24 protein-coding genes are annotated in these 25,537 nt (G+C 71.2%); 19 read left to right on the forward strand and 5 right to left on the reverse strand.

Annotated features, from left to right (window positions below):
- Positions 1-179 precede the first annotated feature (179 nt).
- The 13 genes from ABZX79_RS06740 (at position 180) to ABZX79_RS06800 (ending at position 14,632) form a co-directional block, all read left to right on the forward strand.
- Positions 180-1,544, forward strand: a complete 1,365-nt coding sequence (locus ABZX79_RS06740; protein WP_355252683.1) for a hemolysin family protein — start codon at positions 180-182, stop codon at positions 1,542-1,544.
- Positions 1,541-2,575 carry a hemolysin family protein gene (locus ABZX79_RS06745; protein ID WP_355252686.1) on the forward strand — a complete coding sequence of 345 codons (1,035 nt, stop codon included), beginning with the start codon at positions 1,541-1,543 and terminating at the stop codon, positions 2,573-2,575. Before ABZX79_RS06740 ends, ABZX79_RS06745 begins: the two co-directional genes overlap by 4 nt.
- 106 nt (positions 2,576-2,681) lie before the next feature.
- A complete protein-coding gene (locus ABZX79_RS06750; RefSeq protein WP_355252689.1) occupies positions 2,682-3,650 on the forward strand; it encodes an NADPH:quinone oxidoreductase family protein in 969 nt (322 codons plus the stop codon).
- Positions 3,647-4,828, forward strand: coding sequence for an acyl-CoA dehydrogenase family protein (locus ABZX79_RS06755; protein ID WP_355252692.1), 1,182 nt, complete (start codon positions 3,647-3,649; stop codon positions 4,826-4,828). Before ABZX79_RS06750 ends, ABZX79_RS06755 begins: the two co-directional genes overlap by 4 nt.
- Positions 4,825-5,928: an acyl-CoA dehydrogenase family protein gene (locus tag ABZX79_RS06760; protein ID WP_355252695.1), complete on the forward strand. Its 1,104-nt coding sequence runs from the start codon at positions 4,825-4,827 to the stop codon at positions 5,926-5,928. Before ABZX79_RS06755 ends, ABZX79_RS06760 begins: the two co-directional genes overlap by 4 nt.
- Before the next feature lie 89 nt (positions 5,929-6,017).
- The gene (locus ABZX79_RS06765; RefSeq protein WP_355252698.1) at positions 6,018-7,613 is read left to right on the forward strand and encodes an ABC transporter substrate-binding protein; all 1,596 of its coding nucleotides are present in this window, start codon (positions 6,018-6,020) and stop codon (positions 7,611-7,613) included.
- 38 nt (positions 7,614-7,651) lie between these two features.
- Positions 7,652-8,617 (forward strand): ABC transporter permease, encoded by a 966-nt coding sequence (locus ABZX79_RS06770; protein WP_355252701.1) that lies wholly within the window; start codon positions 7,652-7,654, stop codon positions 8,615-8,617.
- Positions 8,610-9,491 (forward strand): ABC transporter permease, encoded by an 882-nt coding sequence (locus ABZX79_RS06775; RefSeq protein WP_355252704.1) that lies wholly within the window; start codon positions 8,610-8,612, stop codon positions 9,489-9,491. The genes ABZX79_RS06770 and ABZX79_RS06775 overlap by 8 nt, the downstream gene beginning before the upstream one ends.
- A 584-nt stretch (positions 9,492-10,075) precedes the next feature.
- Positions 10,076-10,987: an ABC transporter ATP-binding protein gene (locus ABZX79_RS06780; RefSeq protein WP_355252940.1), complete on the forward strand. Its 912-nt coding sequence runs from the start codon at positions 10,076-10,078 to the stop codon at positions 10,985-10,987.
- A complete protein-coding gene (locus ABZX79_RS06785) occupies positions 10,980-11,639 on the forward strand; it encodes an ATP-binding cassette domain-containing protein (RefSeq protein WP_355252706.1) in 660 nt (219 codons plus the stop codon). Before ABZX79_RS06780 ends, ABZX79_RS06785 begins: the two co-directional genes overlap by 8 nt.
- 135 nt (positions 11,640-11,774) lie before the next feature.
- Complete coding sequence (locus ABZX79_RS06790; RefSeq protein WP_355252709.1) at positions 11,775-12,659, forward strand: phosphatidylinositol-specific phospholipase C/glycerophosphodiester phosphodiesterase family protein; 885 nt, start codon at positions 11,775-11,777, stop codon at positions 12,657-12,659.
- A 120-nt stretch (positions 12,660-12,779) separates the two neighbouring features.
- Positions 12,780-12,974, forward strand: a complete 195-nt coding sequence (locus ABZX79_RS06795) for a hypothetical protein (RefSeq protein ID WP_355252712.1) — start codon at positions 12,780-12,782, stop codon at positions 12,972-12,974.
- Positions 12,975-13,054: 80 nt separating this feature from the next.
- Positions 13,055-14,632 (forward strand): hypothetical protein, encoded by a 1,578-nt coding sequence (locus ABZX79_RS06800; RefSeq protein ID WP_355252715.1) that lies wholly within the window; start codon positions 13,055-13,057, stop codon positions 14,630-14,632.
- Positions 14,633-14,652: 20 nt separating this feature from the next.
- Here the strand turns inward: ABZX79_RS06800 and ABZX79_RS06805 are convergent, their stop codons facing one another.
- The 3 genes from ABZX79_RS06805 to ABZX79_RS06815 form a co-directional block, all read right to left on the reverse strand.
- The gene (locus tag ABZX79_RS06805; protein ID WP_355252718.1) at positions 14,653-15,003 is read right to left on the reverse strand and encodes a DUF779 domain-containing protein; all 351 of its coding nucleotides are present in this window, start codon (positions 15,001-15,003) and stop codon (positions 14,653-14,655) included.
- Positions 15,004-15,633: 630 nt separating this feature from the next.
- Positions 15,634-16,374, reverse strand: a complete 741-nt coding sequence (locus ABZX79_RS06810) for a TIGR03943 family protein (protein WP_355252721.1) — start codon at positions 16,372-16,374, stop codon at positions 15,634-15,636.
- Positions 16,362-17,306 carry a permease gene (locus tag ABZX79_RS06815; protein ID WP_355252943.1) on the reverse strand — a complete coding sequence of 315 codons (945 nt, stop codon included), beginning with the start codon at positions 17,304-17,306 and terminating at the stop codon, positions 16,362-16,364. The genes ABZX79_RS06810 and ABZX79_RS06815 overlap by 13 nt, the downstream gene beginning before the upstream one ends.
- A gap of 179 nt (positions 17,307-17,485) precedes the next feature.
- On the opposite strand from ABZX79_RS06815, the gene ABZX79_RS06820 reads away from it, so the two are divergent.
- Positions 17,486-17,689, forward strand: coding sequence for a hypothetical protein (locus tag ABZX79_RS06820; RefSeq protein WP_355252972.1), 204 nt, complete (start codon positions 17,486-17,488; stop codon positions 17,687-17,689).
- Positions 17,690-17,697: 8 nt separating this feature from the next.
- Here ABZX79_RS06820 and ABZX79_RS06825 read toward each other — a convergent pair whose 3' ends face one another.
- Positions 17,698-18,669, reverse strand: a complete 972-nt coding sequence (locus ABZX79_RS06825; RefSeq protein WP_355252724.1) for an SDR family oxidoreductase — start codon at positions 18,667-18,669, stop codon at positions 17,698-17,700.
- Between the two features lie 126 nt (positions 18,670-18,795).
- Between ABZX79_RS06825 and ABZX79_RS06830 the strand changes: the two genes are divergently transcribed.
- From ABZX79_RS06830 to ABZX79_RS06850, 5 genes are all read left to right on the forward strand, one after another.
- Complete coding sequence (locus ABZX79_RS06830; RefSeq protein ID WP_355252727.1) at positions 18,796-19,614, forward strand: methyltransferase domain-containing protein; 819 nt, start codon at positions 18,796-18,798, stop codon at positions 19,612-19,614.
- A gap of 83 nt (positions 19,615-19,697) precedes the next feature.
- The gene (locus ABZX79_RS06835; protein ID WP_355252945.1) at positions 19,698-21,197 is read left to right on the forward strand and encodes an ABC transporter substrate-binding protein; all 1,500 of its coding nucleotides are present in this window, start codon (positions 19,698-19,700) and stop codon (positions 21,195-21,197) included.
- Positions 21,198-21,226: 29 nt separating this feature from the next.
- Positions 21,227-22,999 carry an ABC transporter permease subunit gene (locus tag ABZX79_RS06840; RefSeq protein WP_355252948.1) on the forward strand — a complete coding sequence of 591 codons (1,773 nt, stop codon included), beginning with the start codon at positions 21,227-21,229 and terminating at the stop codon, positions 22,997-22,999.
- Positions 22,996-24,009, forward strand: coding sequence for an ABC transporter ATP-binding protein (locus ABZX79_RS06845; RefSeq protein ID WP_355252730.1), 1,014 nt, complete (start codon positions 22,996-22,998; stop codon positions 24,007-24,009). Before ABZX79_RS06840 ends, ABZX79_RS06845 begins: the two co-directional genes overlap by 4 nt.
- Positions 24,006-24,875 carry an ATP-binding cassette domain-containing protein gene (locus ABZX79_RS06850; protein ID WP_355252733.1) on the forward strand — a complete coding sequence of 290 codons (870 nt, stop codon included), beginning with the start codon at positions 24,006-24,008 and terminating at the stop codon, positions 24,873-24,875. The genes ABZX79_RS06845 and ABZX79_RS06850 overlap by 4 nt, the downstream gene beginning before the upstream one ends.
- Here the strand turns inward: ABZX79_RS06850 and ABZX79_RS06855 are convergent.
- Entirely contained in the window at positions 24,786-25,370 is a 585-nt protein-coding gene (locus ABZX79_RS06855) for an antibiotic biosynthesis monooxygenase (protein WP_355252736.1), read from the reverse strand. The genes ABZX79_RS06850 and ABZX79_RS06855 overlap by 90 nt on opposite strands.
- Between the last annotated feature and the right edge of the window lie 167 nt (positions 25,371-25,537).

Genomic DNA, 25,537 nt, shown 5'->3' on the forward strand with positions numbered 1-25,537 from the left:
TGACCGTCGCTACCTGACACCTGGCACCGTTTTGCGCCCCCTTTACTATGGGGGGCGGGATCCTCCGTCCCGCCCGGAACATGTGAACCAAGAAGGAGCTGCAGTCCCGCAATGGGTGAGCCTCCCAGTACGAGCCGTGCCATTCCCGCCCTCTCGAACCGTGGGGCGGAGGTGGCACGGTGATCGAAGTTCTTCTTCTGCTCCTCGCTCTCGCACTCACCCTGGCGTGCGCGTTGTTCGTCGCGGCCGAGTTCTCGCTGACCACGGTCGAGCGTGGCGAGCTGGAACGGGCCGCGCGGGCCGGTGAACGGGGCGCGGTGAGCGCCCTGAAGGCCGCCAAGCGCCTGACCTTCCAGCTCTCCGGCGCCCAGCTGGGCATCACGGTGACCTCGCTGGTCATCGGCATGCTCGCCGAGCCGTCCCTGGCCGTGCTGCTGCGCGGCCCGCTGGAAGCCGCCGGGCTGCCCGCCGGGGCGGTGTCCACCGTCGCGACGCTTCTCGGCGTCGCCCTGTCCACCGTGGTGCTCATGGTGGTCGGGGAGCTCGTTCCCAAGAACTGGGCGATCTCCAATCCGCTGGCCGTCGCCAAGGTCGTGGCCGGACCGCAGCGCGCGTTCACCGCCGCCTTCGGTCCGCTGATCCGCCACCTCAACAACACGGCGAACCGCATGGTGCGACGCTTCGGCCTGGAACCCGCCGAGGAACTCGCGTCCGCCCGTACGCCGCAGGAGCTGGTCGCACTGGCGCAGCACTCCGCCCGCGAGGGCGCGATCGAGCAGGACTCCGCCGAACTGTTCGTCCGTACCCTGCACCTGAGCTCGCTGACCGCGGAGAACGTGATGACGCCGCGCGTGGACGTCCAGGCCCTGGAGGCCCGCGCCACCGCCGCCGACGCCGCCAACCTCACGCTGGCGACCGGCCTGTCCCGGTTCCCCGTCTACCGGGGCACGCTGGACGAGGTGATCGGCACGGTTCACATCCGCGACGTACTCGCTCTGGACGAGACGAAGCGGGACCGGACTCCGATCACCGAGCTCACCACCGAGCCACTGCTCGTACCCGATTCGCTCCCCGTGGACCGGATGCTTCAGCAGCTGCGCCGCAGCCGCACCATGGCCGTGGTGATCGACGAGTACGGCGGCACGGCGGGGGTCGCCACGGTCGAGGACGTCGTCGAAGAAGTCGTCGGCGAGGTACGTGACGAGCACGACCCGGACGAACGGCCCGGCCTCGCGGCCGGTGCCCCGTCGCCGGACGGCCACGCGGTGTGGGAAGCGGACGGCAGCGTCCGTCTGGACCAGCTCCAGGAGATCGGCTTCAGCGCCCCGGACGGCCCGTACGAGACACTCGCCGGGCTCATCGCGACGCGTCTGGAGCGCATTCCGGCGCCCGCCGACCGGCTCGACGTCGACGACTGGAAGATCGCCGTCCTCGACGTGGAGCACCACCGCGCGGACCGCGTCCGGATCACCGCACCCGCACGGGCCTCTGTGACCGCGACGGCGTCCGTTTCCGCAGTGAAGATCGCGGAGGAAGCCCGATGACCGCCCTCCAGCTCGCCATCGGCGCGCTCACCCTCCTCACCAACGCGTTCTTCGTCGGCGCGGAGTTCGCTCTCATCTCCGTACGCCGCAGCCAGATCGAACCGCAGGCCCTCCAGGGCAGCCGCCGCGCCAAGAGCACTCTGTGGGGCCTCGAGCACCTGTCCGCCGTGATGGCCTCCGCGCAGCTCGGCATCACCATCTCCTCGCTCGTCCTCGGTGCGGTCGCCGAGCCGGCCATCGCCCACCTGCTGGAACCGCCGTTCCAGGCCGTCGGCGTGCCGGACGCGCTGATCCACCCGATCGCGTTCGTGATCGCACTGACGCTGGCGACGTACCTGCACATGCTCATCGGCGAGATGGTTCCGAAGAACATCGCACTCGCCGCCCCGGTCCCGACCGCGCTGGCACTGGCTCCGGCGCTGGTGGCGCTGACCCGTGCTCTGCGGCCGGTCATTTTCGGCATCAACGCGTTCGCCAACGTGCTGCTGCGGATGCTCAGGGTGGAGCCGCAGAACGAGGTGACGTCCGTCTTCACCGACGACCAGCTCGCCCGTCTCGTCAAGGACTCCAGCGAGGCCGGTCTGCTGGCGCCGGCCGACGGCGAGCGCCTGCGCGACGCCCTGGAGCTGGGCAACCGGCCGGTGGGTGAGGTGATGGTGCCGCTCAGCAGGATCGTAACCGTGGACCACACCACCACCCCGCAGCAGCTGGAGCGGGCGGCGGCGACCTGGGGATTCTCCCGGCTGCCGGTCACTGGGCCGGGCGACGAGGTGCTGGGTTACCTGCACATCAAGGACGCCCTGGGCGTCGTCGAGCGCACCCGGCCGTTCCCGCGCGGCGCGCTGCACCCGGTGATCCGGGTCGAGATCGATACGCCGCTCGACGACACCATGACCGCCATGCGGGCCGCGGGCACGCACCTGGCCGCCGTCACCGGCGACAAGGGCACCGTCATCGGCTTCGTGACCATGGAGGACGTACTGGAAGAGCTCGTCGGGCCGGCGGCGGCGGGCGGGGCGATCCCGGTCTGACGACATCCGGCTGTGCTGATGAAGCCGAGACTGTTCCCATCGGGGCAAGCGACCGCTTAGTATGCGCCGAGCGTGGTACTGCCTACGGTGTTGTGGAGGATCTCGGATGCAGGCATGGCGAGTGCACGAGAACGGCGAGCCCGGCGAGGTGATGCGGCTGGACGAGGTCGAGAAGCCCACGCCGGGCGAAGGGCAGCTTCTGCTGAAGGTCCGCGCCGCGAACATCAACTTTCCCGACGCCCTGCTCTGCCGAGGCCAGTACCAGGTGCGGCCGCCACTGCCCTTCACCCCGGGCGTCGAGATCTGCGGCGAGACCGAGGACGGCCGCCGGGTGATCGCCAACCCGGCGCTGCCGCACGGCGGTTTCGCCCAGTACGTCGTCGTTGACGCGGCCACGGTACTGCCCGCCCCTGAGTCGCTGGACGACGCCGAAGCGGCCGCCCTGCACATCGGTTACCAGACGGGCTGGTTCGGCCTGCACCGCCGGGCGCGCATCCAGGCGGGGGAGACCCTGCTCGTGCACGCGGCGGCGGGCGGCGTCGGCAGCGCCGCCGTACAGCTCGGCAAGGCGGCGGGCGCCACCGTCATCGGCGTCGTCGGCGGCCCGGACAAGGCCCGTATCGCCCGGGAGCTGGGCTGCGACCTGGTCATCGACCGGCGCAGCGAGGACATCGTCGCCACGGTCAAGGAAGCCACCGGGGGGCGGGGCGCGGACGTCGTCTACGACCCGGTCGGCGGCGAGGCGTACGCCAAGTCGGTCAAGTGCGTCGCCTTCGAGGGCCGCATCGTCGTCGTCGGCTTCGCCAGTGGCGCGATCCCCTCTCCGGGCCTCAACCACGCGCTGGTGAAGAACTACGCGATCCTCGGCCTCCATTGGGGCCTTTACAACACCATGGACCCGGCCGCGATCCTCGCCTGCCACCAGGAGCTGACGAAGCTGGCCGCCGAGGGCGCCATCAAGCCCCTGGTCAGCGAGCGCGTGGCCATGAAGGACGCGGCGGACGCCGTCCAGCGCGTCGCCGACGGCACGACCACCGGACGCGTGGTCGTCGTACCCGAGGGGATGGCCCGATGACGGACGCGACCGAAGTACGAAGCCTGACGAAGGAGTTGCTGGCGGCCCACCCGCCGGCCACCACGGACCGTACGGACTTCCTCAAAGCCCGCTTCGACGCCGGACTCGCCTGGGTCCACTACCCGGTGGGCCTCGGCGGCCTCGGCGTGCCCCGCTCCCTCCAGGCCGTCGTGGACGCGGAGCTGGCGGCGGCCGGCGCGCCCGACAACGACCCGCGGCGCATTGGCATCGGCCTCGGCATGGCCGCGCCGACCATCCTGCGCTTCGGTACGGACGAGCAGAAGCAGAGCCTGCTGCGGCCCCTGTGGGTCGGCGAGGAGGTGTGGTGCCAGCTGTTCAGCGAGCCGGGCGCGGGCTCCGACCTCGCGGCGCTCGGCACGCGCGCCGTGCGGGACGGTGACGAGTGGGTCGTCGACGGGCAGAAGGTGTGGACCTCCAGCGCCCATGTGGCGCGCTGGGCGATCCTCATCGCCCGTACGGACCCCGACCTGCCCAAGCACCAGGGCATCACGTACTTCGTCTGCGACATGACCGACCCCGGGGTCGAGGTCAGGCCGCTGCGCCAGATCACCGGCGAGGCCGAGTTCAACGAGGTCTTCCTCACCGGCGTACGCATCCCCGACAGCCGGCGCCTCGGCGCCGTCGGCGAGGGCTGGAAGGTCGCCCAGACCACGCTCATGAACGAGCGCGTCTCGATCGGCGGCTCCCGCATCCCGCGCGAGGGCGGCATGATCGGCCCGGTCGCCAAGACCTGGCGCGAACGCCCCGAACTGCGCACCCACGATCTGCACCAGCGCCTGCTGGACCTGTGGGTCGAGGCGGAGGTCGCGCGCCTCGCCGGCGAGCGGCTGCGCCAGCAGCTCGTGGCCGGCCAGCCGGGACCCGAGGGCTCGGGCATGAAGCTGGCGTTCGCCCGCCTCAACCAGGAGATCAGCGGCCTGGAGGTGGAACTGCGCGGCGAGGAAGGGCTGTTGTACGACGACTGGACCATGCGCCGTCCCGAACTCGTCGACTTCACCGGCCGCGACGCCGGCTACCGCTACCTGCGCTCCAAGGGCAACAGCATCGAAGGCGGCACGAGCGAGGTGCTGCTCAACATCGTCGCGGAACGCGTACTCGGCCTGCCGTCCGAGCCGCGCAGCGACAAGGACATCGCCTGGAAGGACCTGGCTCGATGACTGATCTGCTCTACTCCGAGGCCGAAGACGACCTCCGCGCGGCCGTACGCTCCCTCCTCGCCGACCGCTGCGACGCCGCGGCCGTGCTCACCCGCGCGGAGTCGGACACCCCGTACGACCCGCGGCTTTGGGCCTCGCTGGCCACCGACATGGGCCTCGCTGGCCTCCTGGTGCCCGAGAAGCTCGGCGGTCAGGGCGCGACGCACCGCGAGGCCGCTGTGGTCCTGGAGGAGCTCGGACGCAGCGTCGCCCCGGCCCCGTACCTCACCGGCGCGGTCGTCGCCGCCGAGACGCTGCTGGGGTGCGACACGGAGGATGCGGCCGTCGCGGAGCTCCTCGGCGCGCTCGCGGGCGGCCGTACGGTCGTGGTGCTCGCCGCTGCGCTGTCCGCCGCTCCCTCGGCCGAACTGTCCGGTGCGGTACGGGCGGACGGCAGCTCGCTGAGCGGACGTATCACCGGCGTCGCGGACGCGGCCGCCGCCAAGGTCCTGCTCGTACCGGCCGAGGACGGGCTGTACGCGGTGGAAACGGGGGCGCCCGGTGTCAGCGTCGAGTCGCTGACGCCGCTCGACCTGACCCGGCCGCTGGCCACTGTCACCTTTGACGGAGCCCCCGGCCGCCGGCTCGCCGGTTCGGCGGCGGCTCCCGTACGGCGCGGACTGCTCGCCGGGGCCGGGCTGCTCGCCTCGGAGCAGCTGGGGCTCGCGGAGTGGTGTCTGGAGGAGGTCGTCCGCTACACGCGCGACCGCAAGCAGTTCAACCGCCCGGTCGGCTCCTTCCAGGCGCTCAAGCACCGCATGGCGCAGCTGTGGCTGGAGGTCGTCTCGGCGCGGGCCGCCGCCCGCAACGCCGCCGACGCCCTGGCCACGGGCAGCGAGGACGCGCCGCTCGCGGTGGCGGTCGCGCAGACGTACTGCTCACGGGTCGCGGTGCACGCGGCCGAGGAGTGCGTACAGCTGCACGGCGGCATCGGCATGACCTGGGAGCACCCCGCGCATCTGTACCTGAAGCGCGCCAAGGCCGACTCGATCGCGCTGGGCGCGCCGGGCAGGCACACGGAGGCGGTGGCGGAGCTGGTGGGTCTGCCGGCGCCCCTGTAAGGGGCAGTGGATCAAGCACCCCTCTACATGCGGTTTAATTGCGAGTCGTTCGCAATAACTGTTGATCTTGTTTAGGGGTGTGGAGAGCCATGCTGTCCCGATCGATACGTGGGGCGGCCGCCGCGACGCTGGCCGGAACACTGGCCATCACCGCGGCGGCCTGCTCGAAGCCGGGCGAGTCCGGAACCGGACACGGAGCCGGGGATTCCGCGGTCGTCGGCATCGCGTACGAGCCCGAGACCCTCAGCCCGCTCCTGGGCTACGGCAAGGACGGCAACTCCAAGATCTTCGACGGGCTGCTCACCTTCGACGAGGACATGACGCTCCGGCCGGCGCTCGCCGCCGAGCTGCCCGAAGTCGCCGACGACGGCAGGACGTACACGTACACGCTGCGCGAAGGCGTGAAGTTCAGCGACGGGCAGCCCTTCACGTCGAAGGACGTGGTCTTCACCTACAAGACCATCCTCGACAAGAAGACCAACAACGCCTCCAAGACGGAACTCGACGCGATCAAGGACGTCAGGGCGGACGGGGACCACAAGGTCGTCTTCACGCTCAAGTACCCGTACGCGCCGTTCGCCGAGCGGACCGTCCTTCCGATCGCTCCCGAGCACGTCGCGGGCAAGCAGGACGTCAACAGCGGCTCCTTCACTACGAAGCCGGTCGGCACAGGACCATACGTCCTCACCGGCTGGTCCAAGGGCGAGAAGCTCAGCTTCAAGGCCAACCCCGGTTACTGGGGCGGCGAGCCGAAGGTGAAGAAGTTCACCATGGCGATCATCAAGGACGACGACGTGCGCGCCACGCGACTGCGCACCGGTGACCTCGACGGAGCCATCCTCCCGCCCAACCTCGCCAAGACCTTCAAGGACGACAACGGTCGTACAACGCACGCCGCCAGGTCCTTCGACTACCGCACTGTGACACTGCCGACGCACAACAAGGTCGCGGGCGACACGGACGTACGGCGTGCTCTCGACGTCGCCGTCGACCGCGAGGCCATGGTCGACAAGATCCTCGAAGGCGCGGGCAAGCCGGCGTACGGTCCCGTTCCGACCGACAGCCCCTGGTTCGCCAAGGGCACCGAGCGCGTCCACGACCTCGCCAAGGCGAAGAAGATCCTCGACGAGGCGGGCTGGAAACCGGGACCCGACGGCATCCGCGTCAAGGACGGCGTACGCGCCCAGTTCCCGCTCTGGTACCTCTCCGGCGACAAGCTCCGCCAGGACCACGCGCTCGCCTACGCGTCCGACGCGAAGAAGGCCGGCATCGACATCAAGACCCAGGCGGGCACCTGGGAGGTCATCATGCCGCGCATGAAGCACGACGCGGTGCTCGCGGGCGGCGGCTCACCCGGCGACCCGGACTTCGACCAGTACACGCTGCTTCAGTCCTCGCTGGCGGGCGACGCCTTCAACAACATGGCCTGGTACGACAACCCGGCCGTCGACAAGGCGCTCAAGGAAGGCCGCGAGAGCGGCGAAACGGCCGACCGCAGGGCCGCGTACGACACCATCCAGCGCGAGCTCGCGAAGAACCCGGGCTACACCTTCCTCACGCACATCGACCACCTGTACGTCGTCGACGACAAGTGGTCCGGGCTGACGACGCAGACCGAGCCGCACGACCACGGCCTGGCCTCCGGCCCGTGGTGGAACGTCGAGGACTGGACGCCGAAGAAGTGACACGCCCGGGCGGGAGCCGAAAGCTCCCCTGGGGGCCGATGGCGAGGATGGCGGGGCGGCGGATCCTTTTCGCCGCCCCCGTCCTGCTGGTGGTGACCTTCGGCGTGTTCGCCGTCGCCGCCGCCTCGCCCTTCGATCCGGTAAAGGCATACGCGGGCACCGCGGGCCTCACCGCGTCGCAGGAGAACCTCGACCAGCTCCGCGCCAACCTCGGCGTCGACCAGCCGCTCGTCGAACGCTGGTGGCACTGGATGACGTCGGCCGTCACGGGTGACCTCGGCGACTCCAGCGTGATGCGCCAGCCCGTCACCGACGTCATCGCCGAGCGCCTCGGCTGGTCGGTGCTCCTCGCCGTCACCGCGTTCCTCGTCGCGATCCTGCTCGGTACGTCGCTGGGTGTACTGGCAGCGCGGCGGCAGGGGGGCTGGCTGGACCGGGCGGTCACCTCGGCCGCGTACACCCTGGAAGCGGCGCCCGCCTTCTGGCTGGGCCTGCTCGCCATGTGGTTCTTCGCGCTGGAGCTGGGCGTACTGCCGGCGGGAGGTCTGACCGACACCGACAGTGACGTGATCACTTTCGGGCAGGTCGCCACGCACCTGGTGCTGCCGGCGGCCGTTCTCGGGGTTTCGCAGCTTCCCTGGTTCTTTCTTTACGTACGCCAGGGTGTCGCCGACGCCCTGGAGGAGGACCCGGTACGCGGCGCCCGCGCGCGCGGGCTGAACGAACGCACCGTGCTGCTCGGGCACGCCCTGCGCTCCGGGATGCTGCCGACACTCACGCTCGTCGGCTCCCGCGTGCCCGAACTCATCACCGGTGCGCTGCTCGTGGAGACGGTCTTCAGCTGGCCGGGCATCGCGGCGGCGACGGTACAGGCGGCGACCTCCGTGGACTTCCCCCTCCTCGCGGCGCTGACGGTGCTCGCCACGGCGGCGGTCCTCGCCGGAAACCTCCTCTCCGACCTGCTGTACGGACTCGCGGACCCGAGGGTGGGCTTCGATGGCTGAACTGGCCGCTGAAACAGCTGTATGGCACTCCCACGGGCGCACTCGCCGCTCCACGCGCACGATCCGCGTCCGCACCTCCGCCGTGATCGTGGTGGCGGTGCTGCTCGCGGTCCTCGTCGTACCGCCGCTGGCCAACCTCGACCAGCAGGCCGTCGACCTGTCGATGAAGCTCCAGCCGCCGTCCCTGGCCCACCCCTTCGGGACGGACGACGTCGGGCGCGATCTGCTGCTGCGCTGCGTGTACGGCCTGCGCGTCTCGCTCCTGGTCGGCCTCGTAGCGGCTCTGGTAGCCACCTTCATCGGTACGGCGGTGGGGGCGGCGGCCGCGGCGTTCGGCGGCTGGACCGACCGGGTGGTGATGCGCCTGGTCGACACCTTCTCCTCCATCCCGCACCTGCTGCTCGGCATCTTCATCGTCGCGATGTTCCGGCCGGGCGTGTGGCCGGTGATCGTGTCGGTGGCCCTGACGCACTGGCTGTCCACGGCCCGTATCGTCCGCTCCGAAGTGCTGTCGCTGCGCTCGCGCCCGTACATCGACGCGGCGGTCTCGGGCGGCGCGTCGCGGTGGCGGGTCGCCGTACGGCACCTGCTGCCGGGCGTACTGCCGCAGGCGGGGCTCGCGGCCGTGCTGATGGTCCCGCACGCGATGTGGCACGAGTCGGCGCTCTCGTTCCTTGGCCTCGGCCTGCCGACGCACCAGGCGAGCCTGGGCAACCTGGTCCAGTCGGCGCGCAGTTCGCTGCTGGCCGGCGACTGGTGGCCGACCCTCTTCCCCGGCCTCCTCCTGATCATCCCAACTCTCGCCATCGCGGGCCTGGCAGGCGCCTGGCGGGAACGGATCAATCCCCGCCGCCGATCGGAGCTGATGCTGTGACGACGCCCCAGAACGTCCATCCGGCCTCCTCGGCCGGTGCCGCCCCCGACGCGCAGACAGCGACAGCGGTCGCCCCGTGCGCGGCGGAAGCGACTGCGGCGTCCGCGCCGGCACCGCACAGGAACGTCTCCAGCACAGACGGCACACCGGAACGACCTGCTGACCCGCACGTCCCGGGAACCGCTTATGAGCGTTCCCGCGTCGCATCCGAGTCCATTCCGGGGAACGTGCACAGTTCGTCCAGTTCCGCGTACGGCGCCGAGGCGTTCACGCCGGTCCGGTCCGCCGACCCGCGTGACGCCGGAGCGCGTTCGAAGCGTTCCGAAGAGGCAGCCCTCTCCGTTCCGGGGAACGTTCCGAGCGCTGCACGGGAACGCTCCGAACCGACTCCGGCGGCCCACGGGTCTGTTCCGGGGAACGTTCGTAAGTCGGCCAGTTCCGTGTCGGACACCGGCACGGGGGGTGATGCCCTTGCGGGCCGTACGTCGCAGCCGTCCGCCGGCTCGCGAGCTGCGACGGACCCTTCCGCGTCGCAGAACAGGACGCCCCTGTTGTCCGTACGGGGGCTCTCCGTGCGGTTCCGGATGCGGGGCGGGCGGTACATCGCCGCCGTCACCGACGCCGACTTCGACCTGGCGCCGGGGGAGTGCCTCGCCCTCGTGGGGGAGAGCGGGTGCGGCAAGTCCGTGCTCGCCTCCGCGCTGCTGGGGCTGCTCCCCGGCAACGCCCAGACCGCGGGTGCCGCGCGTCTCGGGGACATCGATCTGCTCACGGCCGACGAACGCACCCTGGCGCGCACCGTGCGGGGGCGCCGTATCGGACTCGTACCGCAGAGTCCCGCCGCGCACCTCACGCCCGTACGGACCGTCGGAGCGCAGCTCGAAGAGACACTGCGCGAGCTGACCGGCACGCCAAAGCGTGACCTGCGCGAGGCGGCCCGCGCGGCGGCAGAGCGGGCCGCGTTCCCCGTGGACCATCTCGACCGCTACCCGCACGAGTTGTCCGGCGGCCTCGCCCAGCGCGCCGCGACCGCCCTCGCCCTTGTCGGCGACGCGCCCCTGCTGCTCGCGGACGAGCCGACCACCGGCCTCGACCGCGACCTCGTCGACCGCACCGTCGACGAGCTGCGCCGGCACGTCGACGAGGGCCACGCACTGCTGATGATCACCCACGACCTCGCGGCCGCCGAGCGCATCGCCGACCGCGTCGCGGTGATGTACGCGGGCCAGATCGTCGAACTCACCGACGCCGCCCGTTTTTTCGCAGCGGTGCCCGGCCCCCGGCACCCGTACGCCCGCGGCCTGCTGAGCGCCCTTCCCGAGCGCGCTTTCACGCCGATCCCCGGCATGCCGCCCGAGCTCGGTGACCTGCCCCCGGGGTGCGCCTTCGCGGCCCGCTGTACGTACGCCACCGACGCCTGCGCCGTACAGCCCCACTTCGTGGACGGCATCGCCTGCCACCACCCGCCTGCCGAGGAGCGTGCCGCACGTGCTTGAACTCGACGCGATCACCGCCGGTTACGAGCGCGGGGCACCGGTCGTACGGGACGCGCACCTCACCGTCGCACCCGGCGAAGCGGTCGGCCTGCTCGGCCCGAGCGGCTGCGGCAAGTCGACGCTCGCCAGGGTCGCCGCCCTCCTGCACCGCCCCGACGCGGGGACCGTCACCCTCGACGGCCGCGTCGTCACTGGCTGGCGCCACCGCGCCCCGCGCGAACAGCGCACAGCCATCGGCGTGGTCTTCCAGCAGCCCCGGCTGTCCGCCGACCCCCGCCTGCGCCTGCGCGACCTGATCGCGGAACCCTTGCGCGCCACTGGACGGCGTAACGAGGCGGCCGCCATCGTGCGCGAGCTGTCCGAGACCGTAGGCCTCGGCGACGACCTCCTCGGTCGGCGCCCGCACGAGGTGAGCGACGGCCAGCTCCAACGCGCCTGCCTGGCCCGCGCCCTGGTGCTGCGTCCGCGCTGGCTGGTGTGCGACGAGATGACAGCGATGCTGGACGCGTCGACGACGGCAGCCCTGGTGGCGGTGGTCGAGGAGTACCGGCGCGAACGCGGCGCCGGCCTGCTGACCGTCGGTCACGACCGCGTCCTCCTGGAGCGCTGGTGCGACCGTACGGTCCGCTGGGAGGACGTCGCGGCCGCCTGAGCCTGACGAGCCGCCGAACCACCCTGAACCGCAGGCGACGGGTGGCCAAACTCTTGTCAGGGCCCTGCCCATTGGCGCTGTACGGAGCGGATACTCACCGGAGTCCCGAACGCCCCGTACACCTCCGGAGGCACCATGGCCGTCGCCGCGCCCACCCGCCGCAGGGTCGTCACCACCCTCGCCGCCGCCCTCGCGGGAACCATCGCCGTTCCCGCGTACGCCCAGGCCGCCGAGCGCAACCCGCAGAGGCCCAACAGGCCCAAGAAGCCGCTGCGCCGCGCCCACGCGCACAACGACTACGAGCACGAGCGCCCACTCCTCGACGCCCTCTCCTACGGCTTCACCAGCGTCGAGGCGGACATCTTCCTCGTCGACGGGCAGCTCCTCGTCGCCCACGACCCGGTCGACCTCGATCCCTCCCGCACCCTCGAATCGCTGTACTTGGCCCCCCTCGCGGCCAGAATCAGGGCCAACCACGGCTCCGTGTACCGCGGATACCGCCGCCCCGTGCAGCTGCTCATCGACATCAAGAACGACGGCGCAGCCGCCTACGCCGAACTGCACCGCCAACTGCGCCGCCACCGCCGAATGCTGAGTACGTACGCACACGGGAACGTCCGCCCCGGCGCGGTGACCCCCGTCATCTCCGGCGACCGCGCCGCCCGAGCCCCCATGGAGGCACAGCCGGTCCGCCACGCCTTCTACGACGGGCGCCTCGACGACCTCGGCGCCGCCGACCCGGCCCCCGCCTCCTTCATCCCGCTGATCAGCAGCAACTGGACGCACAGCTTCACCTGGCAGGGCGCCGGCCCCTTCCCCGCCGCCGAGCGGGCCAAGCTGCACGCCCTCGTCTCCACCGCCCACCAGCGCGGTCAGCGGGTCCGTTTCTGGGCCACACCCGACCTGCCCGGACCCGCGCGCGACGCCGTCTGGAGCGAGCTGCTCGCCGCGGACGTGGACCACATCAACACCGACGACCTCGCCGGCCTGGAACGATTCCTCCGCACGCACGACGCGTAGTCGGCCATCACAACCAGTCAACACCCGTACGGCGTACACGTCTTCCGCCCAGACAGGCCCTCCGCTGGGCCACACTGACGGCCGGATGCCGCAATACAGGCGCGGCGGAGGAGGTTGACCATGGCCATTTCGATCTCGTTGGTGCTGCTTCTGCTGATTCTCGCGGTGATCTTCCTGCGCAACGGGGGACTGAAGGTCTCACACGCGCTGGTCTGCGCCCTGCTCGGCTTCTTCCTGGCCGGTACGAGCATGGGCCCGACCATCCAGAACGGGATCGCCGCCACCGCGGACGTGGTCGGCGACCTCAGACCGTGATGCTGGTTCCCATGGACACTTCAAGGGGTCGGCTCTAGCCTCGGGCGGCGGCGCGACCAGCCCCCCGTCCAAGGAGCCCGATGTCCCGGTCCTGCAGAGCGCACGCGCGTGCACTGGCCCTCGCCCTGGCCCTCGTTGTCCCGGCGGTCCTGCCACCGGGCGCCGCCCTCGCAGAGGAGATACCCAAGGCGCCGGGCCACCGGCTGGTCAGCTCGTACGAGGGCGAGCCGGCCACCGCACAGCCGATTCCCGGCGACGCACCCCCTCAGCACCCCTTCCTCGCCCCGAACGGCCGCAGCGGCATGCACGCGGACGGCGCGGGCAGCGGCACCCACCCGTACTCCGGGCCGCTGGGACGCGACCCGCAGGTCACCAGCCAGAAGATCGCGGCGCTGGGCGGCGAGTGCGCGACCGCGACCTTCGACGCGGCGGGCCGCCTGATCACCGTCTGCGGCACGTTCCAGGGCTTCCGGCTCAAACTGCTGCACCCGCGAACGCTCGCGACCCTCGCCGAGTACAAGCTGCCGCAGCGCTCCTCGACCGTGGAGGCCATCACCCGCCTCGACTTCGAGAAGATTTTCAAGGACACCTCGGGCGGCGCCTACTTCTACCTGGACCACCAGGACCGGGTGGTGCTCGCCGACTCGCGCCAGCACGTGCTGCGGATAGCGCACGAGCGGACGGCTGACGGCGGTTGGCGCTTCGTCGTCGAGGACGACTGGGACCTCACCGCGCACGTCCCGCACGACTGCGTGACCTGGACGAACCTCTATCCCAGCGGCACGTGCGATCCCGTGACCTCCGTGATGCCCGACTGGCAGGGACGGATCTGGTGGGTGACCCGGCTCGGCCGCGTCGGCACAGTCGACCCCGAGACGGCCCGGATCCGTACCGTCCGGCTCGCAGGGGAGGAGATCCAGAACTCCTTCTCGGTGGCCGAGGACGGCGTCTCGATCGTCTCCGACCACGCCCTCTACAGCTTCCGCGCCGACCCCGAGGGCACCCCCAGGGTGCAGTGGCGCCAGACGTACGACCGGGGAACGGGCACCAAGCCCGGATCGGTCAACCAAGGATCGGGCACTACCCCCGACCTGTTCGGTGACGGCTACGTGGCGATCACCGACAACGCCGACAACCGCATGAACGTCCTTGTCTACAGGCGCGCAACGAACGTTCCCGGGAACGACCGACTGGTCTGCAAGGTGCCCGTCTTCACCGCCGGGAAATCCACCACGGACAACTCACTCATCAGCTGGGGCAACAGCCTCGTCGTCGAGAACAACTATGGCTACGAGAACCCGTCGTCGCTGCTCCTGGGACGCAGCGTCCCCGGCGGCGTCACACGGATCGACGTACGCGAGAACGGCAGCGGCTGCGACACCGTCTGGGAGAGCGACGTACGATCGCCGTCCACAGTCCCCAAGCTCTCCACCGCCAACGGACTGCTCTACTTCTACGCGAAGGAGCCGAACCGGCTGGGCATCGACGCCTGGTACCTGACAGCCGTCGACTTCCGTACGGGAAAGACCCGCTGGCGGCAGCTCACTGGCACGGGCCCGGCGTACGACAACAACTGGGCGCCGATCACCATCGGCCCGGACGGCACCGCCTACGCCGGTGTCTTCAACGGCATCGTGGCGGTGCGCGACCGGGACTGACAGCGGCGCGCGCGCACCGGTCAGATCAGCCGTGACCGGATCAGGAACCGCACCCCTTCCGGCGCCTCCAGCGAGAAGCCGCTGCCGCGCCCTTCCACCACGTCGACAATCAGCCGGGTGTGCCGCCACGCCTCGTACTGCGAGGAGGACATCCAGAAGGGGACGGCTTCATCGACACCCTCGACCGTGAGGGATTCCAGGAGTACGTCACAGCCGCCGGTACGGAACTCGCCGTCCGGATAGCACATGGGCGCACTGCCGTCGCAGCAGCCGCCCGACTGGTGGAACATCAACGGGCCGTGGGACTCCCGCAGCCGCCGCACCAGACCGGCGGCCGCGGGGGTGAGCTCCACGCGAGGCGTGTCAGTCATCGTGTCGCCCATCTCCGGTTCATCGACGTGTCATTGAGGCAGTGACCCAGCCAACGCTCCGCAAGGTTGCGAGGCGGTTGCACGCGAGGGCGGAACTCGGTCGCCCAGACGTCGGATGCGATCATGTCCACGTTGAGTGGGTCGACTGGCGACTTGCTGCCGCACTGCTGCTTCTCGTCCGCAGCTTCGGATTCTCCTCCTGGGACGACAGCAGGGACTGAACCAGGGAAGTGAGAGCGCGCTCGCAACGTGTTCCTGTCCACCACGGCCGGCAAGGCGCACGGCGCTGTTCTACGCCGCCGCGTGGATGTGGAGTTCAGCACCTCACCGGGCCACGCCGGCCGACATGGACCCGGGGCATCGTCTCCTAGCAGTACGGTCAGCAGCACCGCGCGTACGATCGCCCGCGCCGCATGCGCCACACGTCGGCGGCGACCCTGTGGGAGAGTCGGGCGGACCCGAGCTGGTTGCCTACGTCCCGTCGCAGGTGAGCGTCAGCGAAGGCGCCCTGTACCTGGACATCACGACGTACTCGCCTCGCGCCGCCAGAAGCCCGGTGCGCAGGGCGTTTCCCCTTGCCCGGGCCGTCGGCCGTGGTCTGAGACGGGTTCGTGGTCATGATGACGGGTATCAGTCCCTCTCGGCGGCCGGCGCCGTGTCCCTGTACGGGTCGGCGGGCTCCGGGATCTCTTCGACAGCGGTCGCGTTCAGTGCGGGGCGCGCCGCGTCCGAGCCCGCGGGCCCGGTCGGCTGCCAGATGCCTGTCACGACCACCCAGGTGTCGGCGGCCGGCGCCTGTGCCCCGTACACCTCGACTTTGAGCACCCCGGCGTCCGCGGCGCAGCACTGGATGAGAAGCCGGCTCAGGTACCAGCGGCCGTCGTCGCCGGGCGTGACGAAACCGCTGATGCGGACGGTGCGGTCGCGCAGCGATCGCTCGGTGTCGTAGACGGCGCGGGAGCTGAAGTCCCGTACCGAAAGGGGGAGCGGGTCGGTATCCGGCAGTGCGGGGAAGGTGCCGGCGAGTGAGTCGGCCTGGACCTCGTCGCGTGCGGCGGTGTACGAGCCGAGGGCGGGCGGGGCGAACAGCAGCAGCATCACGGCGGGCACGTACAGCAGCCAGCCGACGCGCGGACCGTGCGCATGGTCGTGGCCCTCTCCACCGCCGTGGGGCTGGGCGTACCCACGTGCCTCACGTACGGCTGCGGCCAGGCCGAGCAGGAGCAGGACCACCCCTGTGGCGATCAGCAGGGGCCGCAGCCCTTCCTTCACGTACCGCAGGTACAGCTCGCTCAGCAGCGAGATCCGCAGGACGGCGGCGCCCATCAGCACAAACAGCAACGCCTGGAAACGGTCCCTCACAGCAGCCACCAGCCCACGAGAACGCTCGACAGTACGGCCACCGCGAAGGTGGCAGAGGAGAACCGGACGGCGAAGGCCCGCCCGAAGGTGCCGGCCTGGAGGGCGATGAGCTTCACGTCCACCATCGGCCCCACCACCATGAAGGCGAGCCGCGCGGTGGGGGAGAAACCAGTCAGAGAGGCCGCCACGAACGCGTCTGCCTCCGAGCAGACGGCGAGGACCACGGCCAGGCCGGCCAGGGCCAGGACGGACAGCCAGGGCGAACCGGAGACGGCCTCCAGCACTGACTGCGGCACCACGACGTTGAAGGTCGCCGCGGCCATGGCGCCCACGACGAGGAACCCTCCGGCATGCATGAAGTCGTGTTGCAGCCCGTCGCGGAACTGTTCCCACTTCCCGGTCTCCGGCGTACTTTCCCGGGCTTTGCGCAACTGCAGCCACTCGGGCCTGCCGAGGCCCAGCCAGAGCCAGCCCATGGACACCGACACGGCCAGCGAGGCGACCAGCCGGGCGAGCACCATCTCCGGGCTGCCGGGGAAAGCGACCGCGGTCGCCACGAGGACGACCGGATTGATGGCGGGCGCGGACAACAGGAACGCCAGGGCCGCCGCGGGCGTCACCCCGCGACGCATCAGGCTGCCCGCCACCGGCACCGAGGCGCACTCGCAGCCCGGCAGCACCACCCCGGCCGCACCCGCCATCGGGACCGCGAGCACCGGGTTGCGGGGTAGTGCTTTGTCGAACACCGAGGCGGGGACGAAGGCGCTGATCGCCGCCGATATGAGCGTGCCGAACAGCAGGAAAGGCAGCCCCTGGACCGTGATGGCCACGAAGACCGTGCGCCATGCCCGGAAAGCCGGTGTGTCCAGCCGGAAGGCGAGATCCGGCCCGATCACCATCGCCACCGTGGCCACGAACAGCAGGAGAATCCCGCCGGTCATCGCGACGGTCACACCGCGCACCAACAGCCGCAGCACTTCGCCCCACCCCCTTGGAAGAGGCAAGGCCAATGGGCGGCGACGCCCGTGCCATGCCGAAGAGAATGCTGGCAGACGCCGGCAGCCGGTGATCAGTCAGGTCGGTACTCGTGTCCGAGCAGTGAGTCCATCGTCTCGCGGAGGTGACCGATGAAGTCCTCGAACTGCTCAGGGTTCCGGCATCCAGAGCGCGGCCCGCGAACTCGGGGCTGCCGCTCGGTGTGCTCGCGCTGCGCGGGTGCCCGATGTGCTGGACGATCGGGCTGATGCAGACCATCTCGCGGGGGCGGCTGCGGCGTTCCTGCGAGGACGGCCAGTGCGAACTGGAGCGCGGTGGGCGCGAGTGAGCCGCTGCTCACCGGGGCCGGACCCGTCGGCTCACGCCGACAAGCACGCCTGCAAGCGCCGTGGCGGCGGCCAGCCTGCGCGTAGCGGTGCGCCGTCGTCCGCCCCATCCGCCGTGGACGGCTCCCTGCCCGGGCGCGGGTGAGTGCAGGTTGCCGGGGCCGGCCGGAGCAGGTTCCGTACGCGACAGTTGACCCTTGTCGGACGTACGGGCCATGACCCGCTCCAGCGGCCCCGGCGTCAGCCGTGACAGCAGCACCAGGGGCCGGCCCATCGGCCCGACCACCACTTCACGCCGGGGCTTCCTGGCCAGAGCGACGATGGTCCTGGCGACGCGCTCGGGGCTGTAGACCGGGGACATGGCAACCGGTGTGCGCCCCGTGTAGTTCGCGGCGTGCGCGAGCAGCGGTGTGTCGATCGTCGCGGGCAGCACCGTGCACACATGGATGTGCTTGGCTCCGTCCAGCCGCAGCTCCTGGCGCAGGCTCGCGCTCAAGGCCCGGACGGCGTACTTCGACATGCCGTACGCGTGGGTGTACGGCTGACTCGCCACGCCGAGAACGGACGAGACGTTCACCAGCGTGCCGTTGCCCTGCTCACGCATCACCCGGAGCGCCGCCCGGGCTCCGTGCACGTACCCCATGACATTGACGTCCAGCACCTTGCGGAAATCCTCCAGAGGGACCCCCAGAAAAGGACCGAACGCGGTCACGGCCGCGGCGTTGACCCATACATCGATGCGGCCGAACCGCTGCCTCGCCTGCCGGGCGAGGTTCTCCACCGCCTCGGCGTCCGTGACGTCGGTCGGCACCACGAGAGCGTCCCCGCCGCGCTGATCTCCGCACGTGCGCGCCACCGCCTCCAGAGCTTCCTGACGGCGTGCGGCCAGCACCACGGCGCAGCCCTTGCGGGCGAACGCCACGGCGGTGGCCCTGCCAATGCCACTGGACGCTCCGGTGATCACGACCACGAAATCGCGCATGTCTCAGCTGTACCCGCCGAGGCGGTCCGACGCGCGGGCAGGAACGTCTATGCGCGCCGGCTCCACCGCGATGAGGTGCCATGGGTCCGGCCATGGAAATCCGGTTGCTGGAAGGGTTGGTGCGGAGTGTCTTCGCTGTCTGCGGATTCCGGTCCGGTGCGCGTGCTGGACGTGTCGAGTGCCGCGTACCGGCGGGCGTTCGAGCTGTTTCTGGCCGGTACGGACGAGAAGGCCGTCACCCACGCCCGCCTGGCGGACCTGGTCGCAGGGCTTGAACGGCGGCGGGTGTTCCTGGACGTGGGGGCTGGTGCGGGGGAGACCACCGCCCATCTGGGGCAGCACTTCGAGCGGACGGTGGCGGTCGAACCGAGCGCTTCGATGCGGGAGAGGCTCCTCCAGGCGTGCCCCGACGCCGTTGTGGTGGCTCGGCCGATTGAGAGCGCGGACGGCGCGGACGGCGCGGACCTCAAGGGCAAGGCGGACCTGGCCCTTCTCTCGCACGTCCTGTACTACCTGCCCGAGGAGGCGTGGCTGCCCACCCTGAGGCGCGTGCTCGGCTGGGTGGCGCCGGGCGGCACGCTGCTGGTCATGTTGCAGAGCCCCGGCAACGCCTGCATGCGCATGGTGGAGCACTTCACCGGTACGCGCTTCGATCTGCGGCCCATTGCCCGCCAACTCCGGGGGCAGGAACCGGAGCAGGTGTCCGGGTGGTCCATCGAGACGCTCGACGTCCGGTACCGGACCAGGCGCTTCGCCGAAGCCATGGACGTGGCTGAGTTCATGGTCAATGTGCCCGTGCTGCCCACCCTCGACCCCCTGCCTGCCAGAGCCGACCTCGTCGCGTACGTGGAGAAGCACTTCGCCCGTCCGGACGGCACGTACGTCATCAGTCACGCCCACGACATCCTGTGCGTCCGCCGCACCTCAGATCCGGGCGCTTATTGAGAACGAATGTCATGTGCTAGTTTCACATTCATTCATTCCTCATCGTCCGCATCGCCCGCATCGCTCCCGGAGTACCCGTGCACCTGCGCATACCCCTGCTCGCCACCGGCCTGGCAGCAGTGTCGGCCCTGCTCCTGACCGGCTGCTTCGCCGCGGCAGGTGACGACACCTCCGGCTCCGGAGCCGGCCGCGGCGACCGGATCAGGCTCGCGATGCTGCAGCCGCCCCGCTCCGGCCTGTCCCCCCTGAGCGACGACGCCTTCAAGCTCTCGCGCTGGTCCACGGCCGAGACGCTGATCAACCTCGACGAGGAGGGCGACGCCCAGCCCGCTCTGGCCACCGACTGGGAGCGGACGTCCGACAACACCTGGGAATTCACCGTCCGCGACGGCGTGACCTTCCACGACGGCAGCGAACTCACCGCCGAAGTCGCCGCCCACGCGCTCACCCGCGCCACCAAGGCCTCTCCCAAGCCGCGCATCCTCGACGGCGTGGAACTGACCGCGAAGGCCGACGGTGACAAGGTCGTCGTCACCACCGCCGATACGGACCCCCTGGTGCCGCAGCGGCTCTCCTCGCCGCAGCTGTCCGTCCTCGCCCGAAGCGCGTACGGGAAGAACGGCAAGGTGAACCCGGTCGGCCACGGCAGCGGCGCGTACAAGCTGATGAAGGTCAACGGCACCACGACCGCCACGCTCGACCGCTACGACGGCTACTGGGGCGACAAGGCCAAGGCCGCCGGGATCGACGTCTCCTTCGTACCGGACGGCGCCGCCCGCGCCGCCGCCATCCGCAGCGGCGAGGCACACATAGCCGAAGCCGTGCCGGTCTCCCAGGCCTCGCTCCTCGACGAGAAGACGATCACCGAGGTGCCGATGCCGCGCACCAACACCCTGTATCTGAACACCGAGGCCGGACCGTTCGAGGACGCCGGCCTGCGTGCGGCCGCGCGCGAGGCGATCGACGCCGAGGAACTCGTCAAGGGCGTGTACGAGAACCGGGCCGACCTCGCCGAAGGACTGCTCGGGCCCGCCCTGCCCTGGGCCGCCGAAGGGCGCGCCGCGCTGAAGAACCGTACGAAGGGCGACGACCCCGACGGGTCCTCCATCACGCTCGCCACCTTCTCGGACCGGGCCGAGCTGCCGGAAGTCGCCTCAGTTGTGCAACAGCAGCTCGAAGACGCCGGATTCAAGGTGAAGCAGGTGGTGCGGGAGTACGCGCACATCGAGGAGGACGCGCTCGCGGGCAAGTTCGACGCGTTCATCCTGTCGCGGGCCACCGTGCTCGACTCCGGTGACCCCGCGGCGTACATGCAGTCCGACTTCACCTGCGAGGGCTCCTTCAACCTCGCCCAGCTGTGCGACAAGAACGTCGACAAGGCCGTCCGGAAAGCCACGGCGGCGGCCGCGGGCGACGCCCGCCGCTCCGCGATCCTGGAGGCGGAGGCGGCGGTGCTGAGGACCGACGCCGCCATCCCCATGCTGCACGAGCGCGTCATCCAGGGCGACGCGCCCTCGGTCTTGGGCTCGGCGAAGGACCCGCGCGAGCGGCTCCTCATCACCTCCGACACCCGCCTGAAGTGACGGCCGTCCCCCTGCGGGAGCGCGCCGGTGTGCTCATCTCGCGCACCGGCGCCCTCGCGCTGATCATTGCCGTCGTCGGACTGCTGCCCTGGCTGTCCGGCCGCGACCCGGCCCTGTCCGTGCTGCGGGCGCGTTCCGCCGAACAGGAGCCGACGAAGGAGGCGCTGGACGCCGTACGCCAGGAACTCGGCCTCGACGCCGGGCCCTTGTCGCTGCTCGGCGACTGGATCAGCGGCGTGGCGCGCGGTGACTTCGGACGCTCCTGGGCCAATGGCGCCGAGGTGCTGCCGTCCGTGCTGTCCGGCCTCGGCGTCTCCCTGACGCTGATGGGCGCGGCGCTGGCCGTCGCGCTCCTGCTGGCCTGCGCGCTGTGCGCGCGGACGCTGGTGCGCGGGGCACGCGGCACCCTGCGAGGCGGCGCCGGTACGGGCGCACCGGCGGCGGTGCTGGCCGCGCTGCCGGAGTTCCTGCTCGCGACGCTGCTCCTGGTGACGCTGTCGGTGTGGCTGGGCTGGTTCCCGCCGTACGGATGGCAGGGGCCGCGGCATCTCCTGCTGCCCGCGCTGGCGCTGGGCATTCCGGCGGGCGCAATCGTGGGGCGGCTGGTCGACGACGCGATGCCCGCGGTGTTCGAGGAGCGGTGGGCCGGGCTGTGGCGGTCCTCGGGCTGCACACCGGGCGTCATCGCGCGGGCGGCGCTGCGCCGCGCCATGCCCGCCGTGCTGCCGCAGCTCGGCCTGGTCGCCGTCGGGCTGACGGGCGGCGCCGTCGCGGTCGAGACGGTGTTCGCGGTGCCCGGCATCGGGCGTACCGCGCTCGGGGCCGCGGAGTCACAGGATCTGCCGCTGCTGCAGGGTTCGGTGCTCGCCCTCGTACTGCTGGGTCTGGTCGCCGGAGTGGTGGCGCAGGCCGCGCGGCACCGGATGCTCGGGCCGGGGCTGCGGGACGCCGCGCTGTCGCTGCCCGCGCCGGTCGCGGCGGAGGCAGGCCGGCTGCGCCGGGCGGTGCCGGTGGTCTGCGCCGGTGTGCTGATGGCCGTGATCTGCTGGGGTCTGCTGCTCGACCCGTTGCGCGTCGATACGGTGGCCAGGCTCGGCGCGCCGGGCTGGGAGCATCCGCTCGGCACCGACTCGCTCGGCCGTGACGTCCTCGCCCGGGTCGGCCACGGGGCGGCTGCCACGGTGGGGGTCGCGGTGCTGGTCTGCGCGGGCTCGTACATCATCGCCGTGGCCGCCGGGTTTCTCCCGCGCCTCGCGTCGGGCGCCGCGGAGTCCGCGAACGCGGTGCCACCGGTGATCGCCGGCATCCTCGTCGCGGCGATCCTGGGCACCGGCACCCTCGGCGCCTCCCTCGCGGTCGCGCTCGTCTCCTGGCCGCCGCTCGCCGCGCACGCGGCCGCGCTGGTCCAGGAGACCCGTGCCGCCGCCCATCTCACCGCGCAGCGCGCGATCGGCTCCCCGCCGTCGTGGATCCTGACCCGCCACATCCTCCCGGCGGTCGCGGCCCCCGTCGCCCGCCACGCCGTCCTGCGCCTCCCCGGCATCGCCCTGGCCCTGGCCTCCCTGGGATTCCTGGGGCTGGGCGCACAGCCTCCGGCGCCGGAGTGGGGGCTGACGCTGGCCGAGTCCCTGCCGTACGTGGAGCGGGCACCCTGGGCCGCCTTGGCGCCCGCGGCGATGCTGATGCTGCTGGCCGCACTGGCGGTGTCCTTGTCCACGCTGCCCGCGCCGGCGGCGGGGAGAGCGCTCTTCGCAGGTGTACGACGCCGACTGCGCGGCTCTTTGGAAGGAAGTTCCTCATGAGACTTCTTCTCGACGTACGGGATCTGCACATCACCGTGCGCGGGCTGCACGCCGTGCGCGGGGTGTCCTTCACGGTGCGGGCGGGCGAAGCGCTTGCCGTCGTGGGGGAGTCGGGGGCCGGGAAAACACTGACCGCGCGGGCCGTGCTCGGCCTGCTGCCGGCCGGGGCCCAGGTGCGGGGGAGCGTGCGGTTCGGGGGCCGGGAGTGGGTGGGGGCGCCTCAGTCGGCGTACCGGGAACTGCGGGGGAGGCGGACGGCCTTCGTGCCGCAGGACGCGCTGTCCGTACTCAGTCCCGTGCACACCGTCGGCGAGCAGCTCGCTCTCGCCGTACGGTCCGTTCGTCGGGGCATCGGACGGAAGGCCGCCTTCGCAGCGGCGCTCGCCGCGCTCGACCGGGTCGGCATCGCGGACGCCGGGCGGCGCGCCCGGGCGTACCCTCATGAGTTCTCCGGCGGCATGCGTCAGCGTGCCGTCATCGCGATGGCCATGATCAACGAACCGGAGCTGGTCTTCGCCGACGAGCCGACGACCGCCCTCGACCCCACCGTGCAGGCGCAGATCCTCACCTTGCTCGGCGACATCAGGAAGGAGACCGGCGCTGCGCTCGTCCTGATCACCCACGACCTCGCGACCGTCGCCGGACACGCCGACCGGGTGCTGGTGATGTACGCGGGGCGGCCCGTGGAATCGGGGCCGGTCGCAGAAGTCTTCGCGGCGCCCCAGGCCCCGTACACCGCAGGGCTGATCGCCTCCCTGCCGCCCGCACGCGCCGCACACACCGCGCGTGCCGTCGGCAGGAGGCTGCCGTCGATCGCCGGTGCCCCGCCCTCCCCGTCGGCGCTGCCGCCGGGCTGCGCCTTCGCGCCCCGCTGCCCGGCCGCCGACGAGTCCTGCACGAAGACCCCGCCCGAGCCGGTGGTTGCCGCAGCCGGGCGAACAGTGGCGTGTCACCGCCGGGGCGAACTCCCCGTACCGCTTGCGCAGTTGTTCGAGGAGAGCGCCGCATGACTCCGCTTCTGGAGGTCGAGGACCTGACCGTGCGCTATCCGGGGCGCGGACGGCGGGGAGAGCCGGTCCTGGCCGTGGACCGGATCTCCTTCGAAGTCGGCGCCGGACAGACGCTTGCCCTGGTCGGGGAGTCCGGCTCCGGCAAGTCCAGCACCGCTGCGGCCGTACTGATGCTGCGACGCCCCGAGTCGGGCTCGGTCCGCTTCGAGGGGCGGGAGCTCACGACGCTGGGGGAGCCGGAACTGCGGGCGCTGCGGCCCGCGTTGCAGCCCGTCTTCCAGGACCCGTACGGATCGCTCAGCCCCAGACTGCGGGTACGGGACGCCATCGCGGAGCCACTGCGGGTGCAGGGCCGCTGGGACCCGGTGGCCGGCCGGGCCCGGGTCGCGGAGCTGCTGGAACTCGTCGGGCTCGACGGTTCCCTGGGCGCACGCCTGCCGCAGGAGCTGTCGGGCGGCCAGTGCCAGCGCGTCGGCATCGCCCGCGCCCTGGCGTGCGGCCCGAAGGTGCTGGTGCTGGACGAACCGGTCTCCGGGCTTGACCCGTCCGTCCGGGCCGGGGTGATGAATCTGCTGACCGGCCTCCAGGACGAGCTGGGGCTCGGCTGTCTCCTCATCTGCCACGACCTCGCCCTCGTACGGCATGTGGCACACCGGGTCGCGGTGCTGCACCGGGGACGGATCGTGGAGCAGGGCGCGGTCGCGGAGGTGTGCGAGACCCCCTCGCACGCGTATACGCGCGAGCTGCTGGCCGCCGTGCCCGCTGTTAGCCGGTGGTCAGCCCCGGTTCCTGCAGAGCCATCCGCGCAGCAGCCGGCTGACGGCGGGCATGGCGACGTACGTCATGCCCACACTCAACACCGCTGATATCACAGCGGTGTTGACGAGCAGCGGCAGTGCGGAGGCGAGCGGAGAGACGAACGTGACGTTGGCGATCAGCGAGATCGGGTAGACGGCGAGCGACGAACTGATTGCCATCTTCCAGCGGGGCGGGGCCGGCTGCACGGACCCCGGCTTGGCGAACCAGGTTTCCATTCCCGTCAGTTCGCGCCGCGCGATCTCGGTGTGGCGGTGCCCCTCACAGTGGTCGAACCACGCTGCCCGTTCCGGTGAGTCCTGCCATGTCCGGCACGCGGCGGCATCGCGGAAGCGGTGGACGAGGAACCACGGGCTGCCGTCTGCCGACGGCCGGAACAGGCCGTACCCCAGGTGCCCCGGGAATCCGGCGGCGGTTTCGAGAATGCCCGACGCCCACTTCTCGAAGGCGGCCTCGTGGCCCGGCTCCACCTGGCGGGCGATGAGTAGCGTCACTTCTCCGGTGTCGGCCGGTACGGCGGCGTGCTCAAGACTGATCGCGGTCACTGGTTCGTCTCCTCGTATGTCCCGTGCCGCGCCCGGCTCCACCCTAGGCGGTGGAGGCGGTGTTACGCGCCGGTGGGCCAGGTCTCGTCTTCGGCCGCATCGGCCGGCACGGTGTGGAGAGGGGGCCGGCGCGGTGGTGCGGTCCGGGAAGCCGAAAGCGGGGCGAG

The organism is Streptomyces sp. NPDC002994, from assembly GCF_040611155.1.
GTDB lineage: Bacteria > Actinomycetota > Actinomycetes > Streptomycetales > Streptomycetaceae > Streptomyces.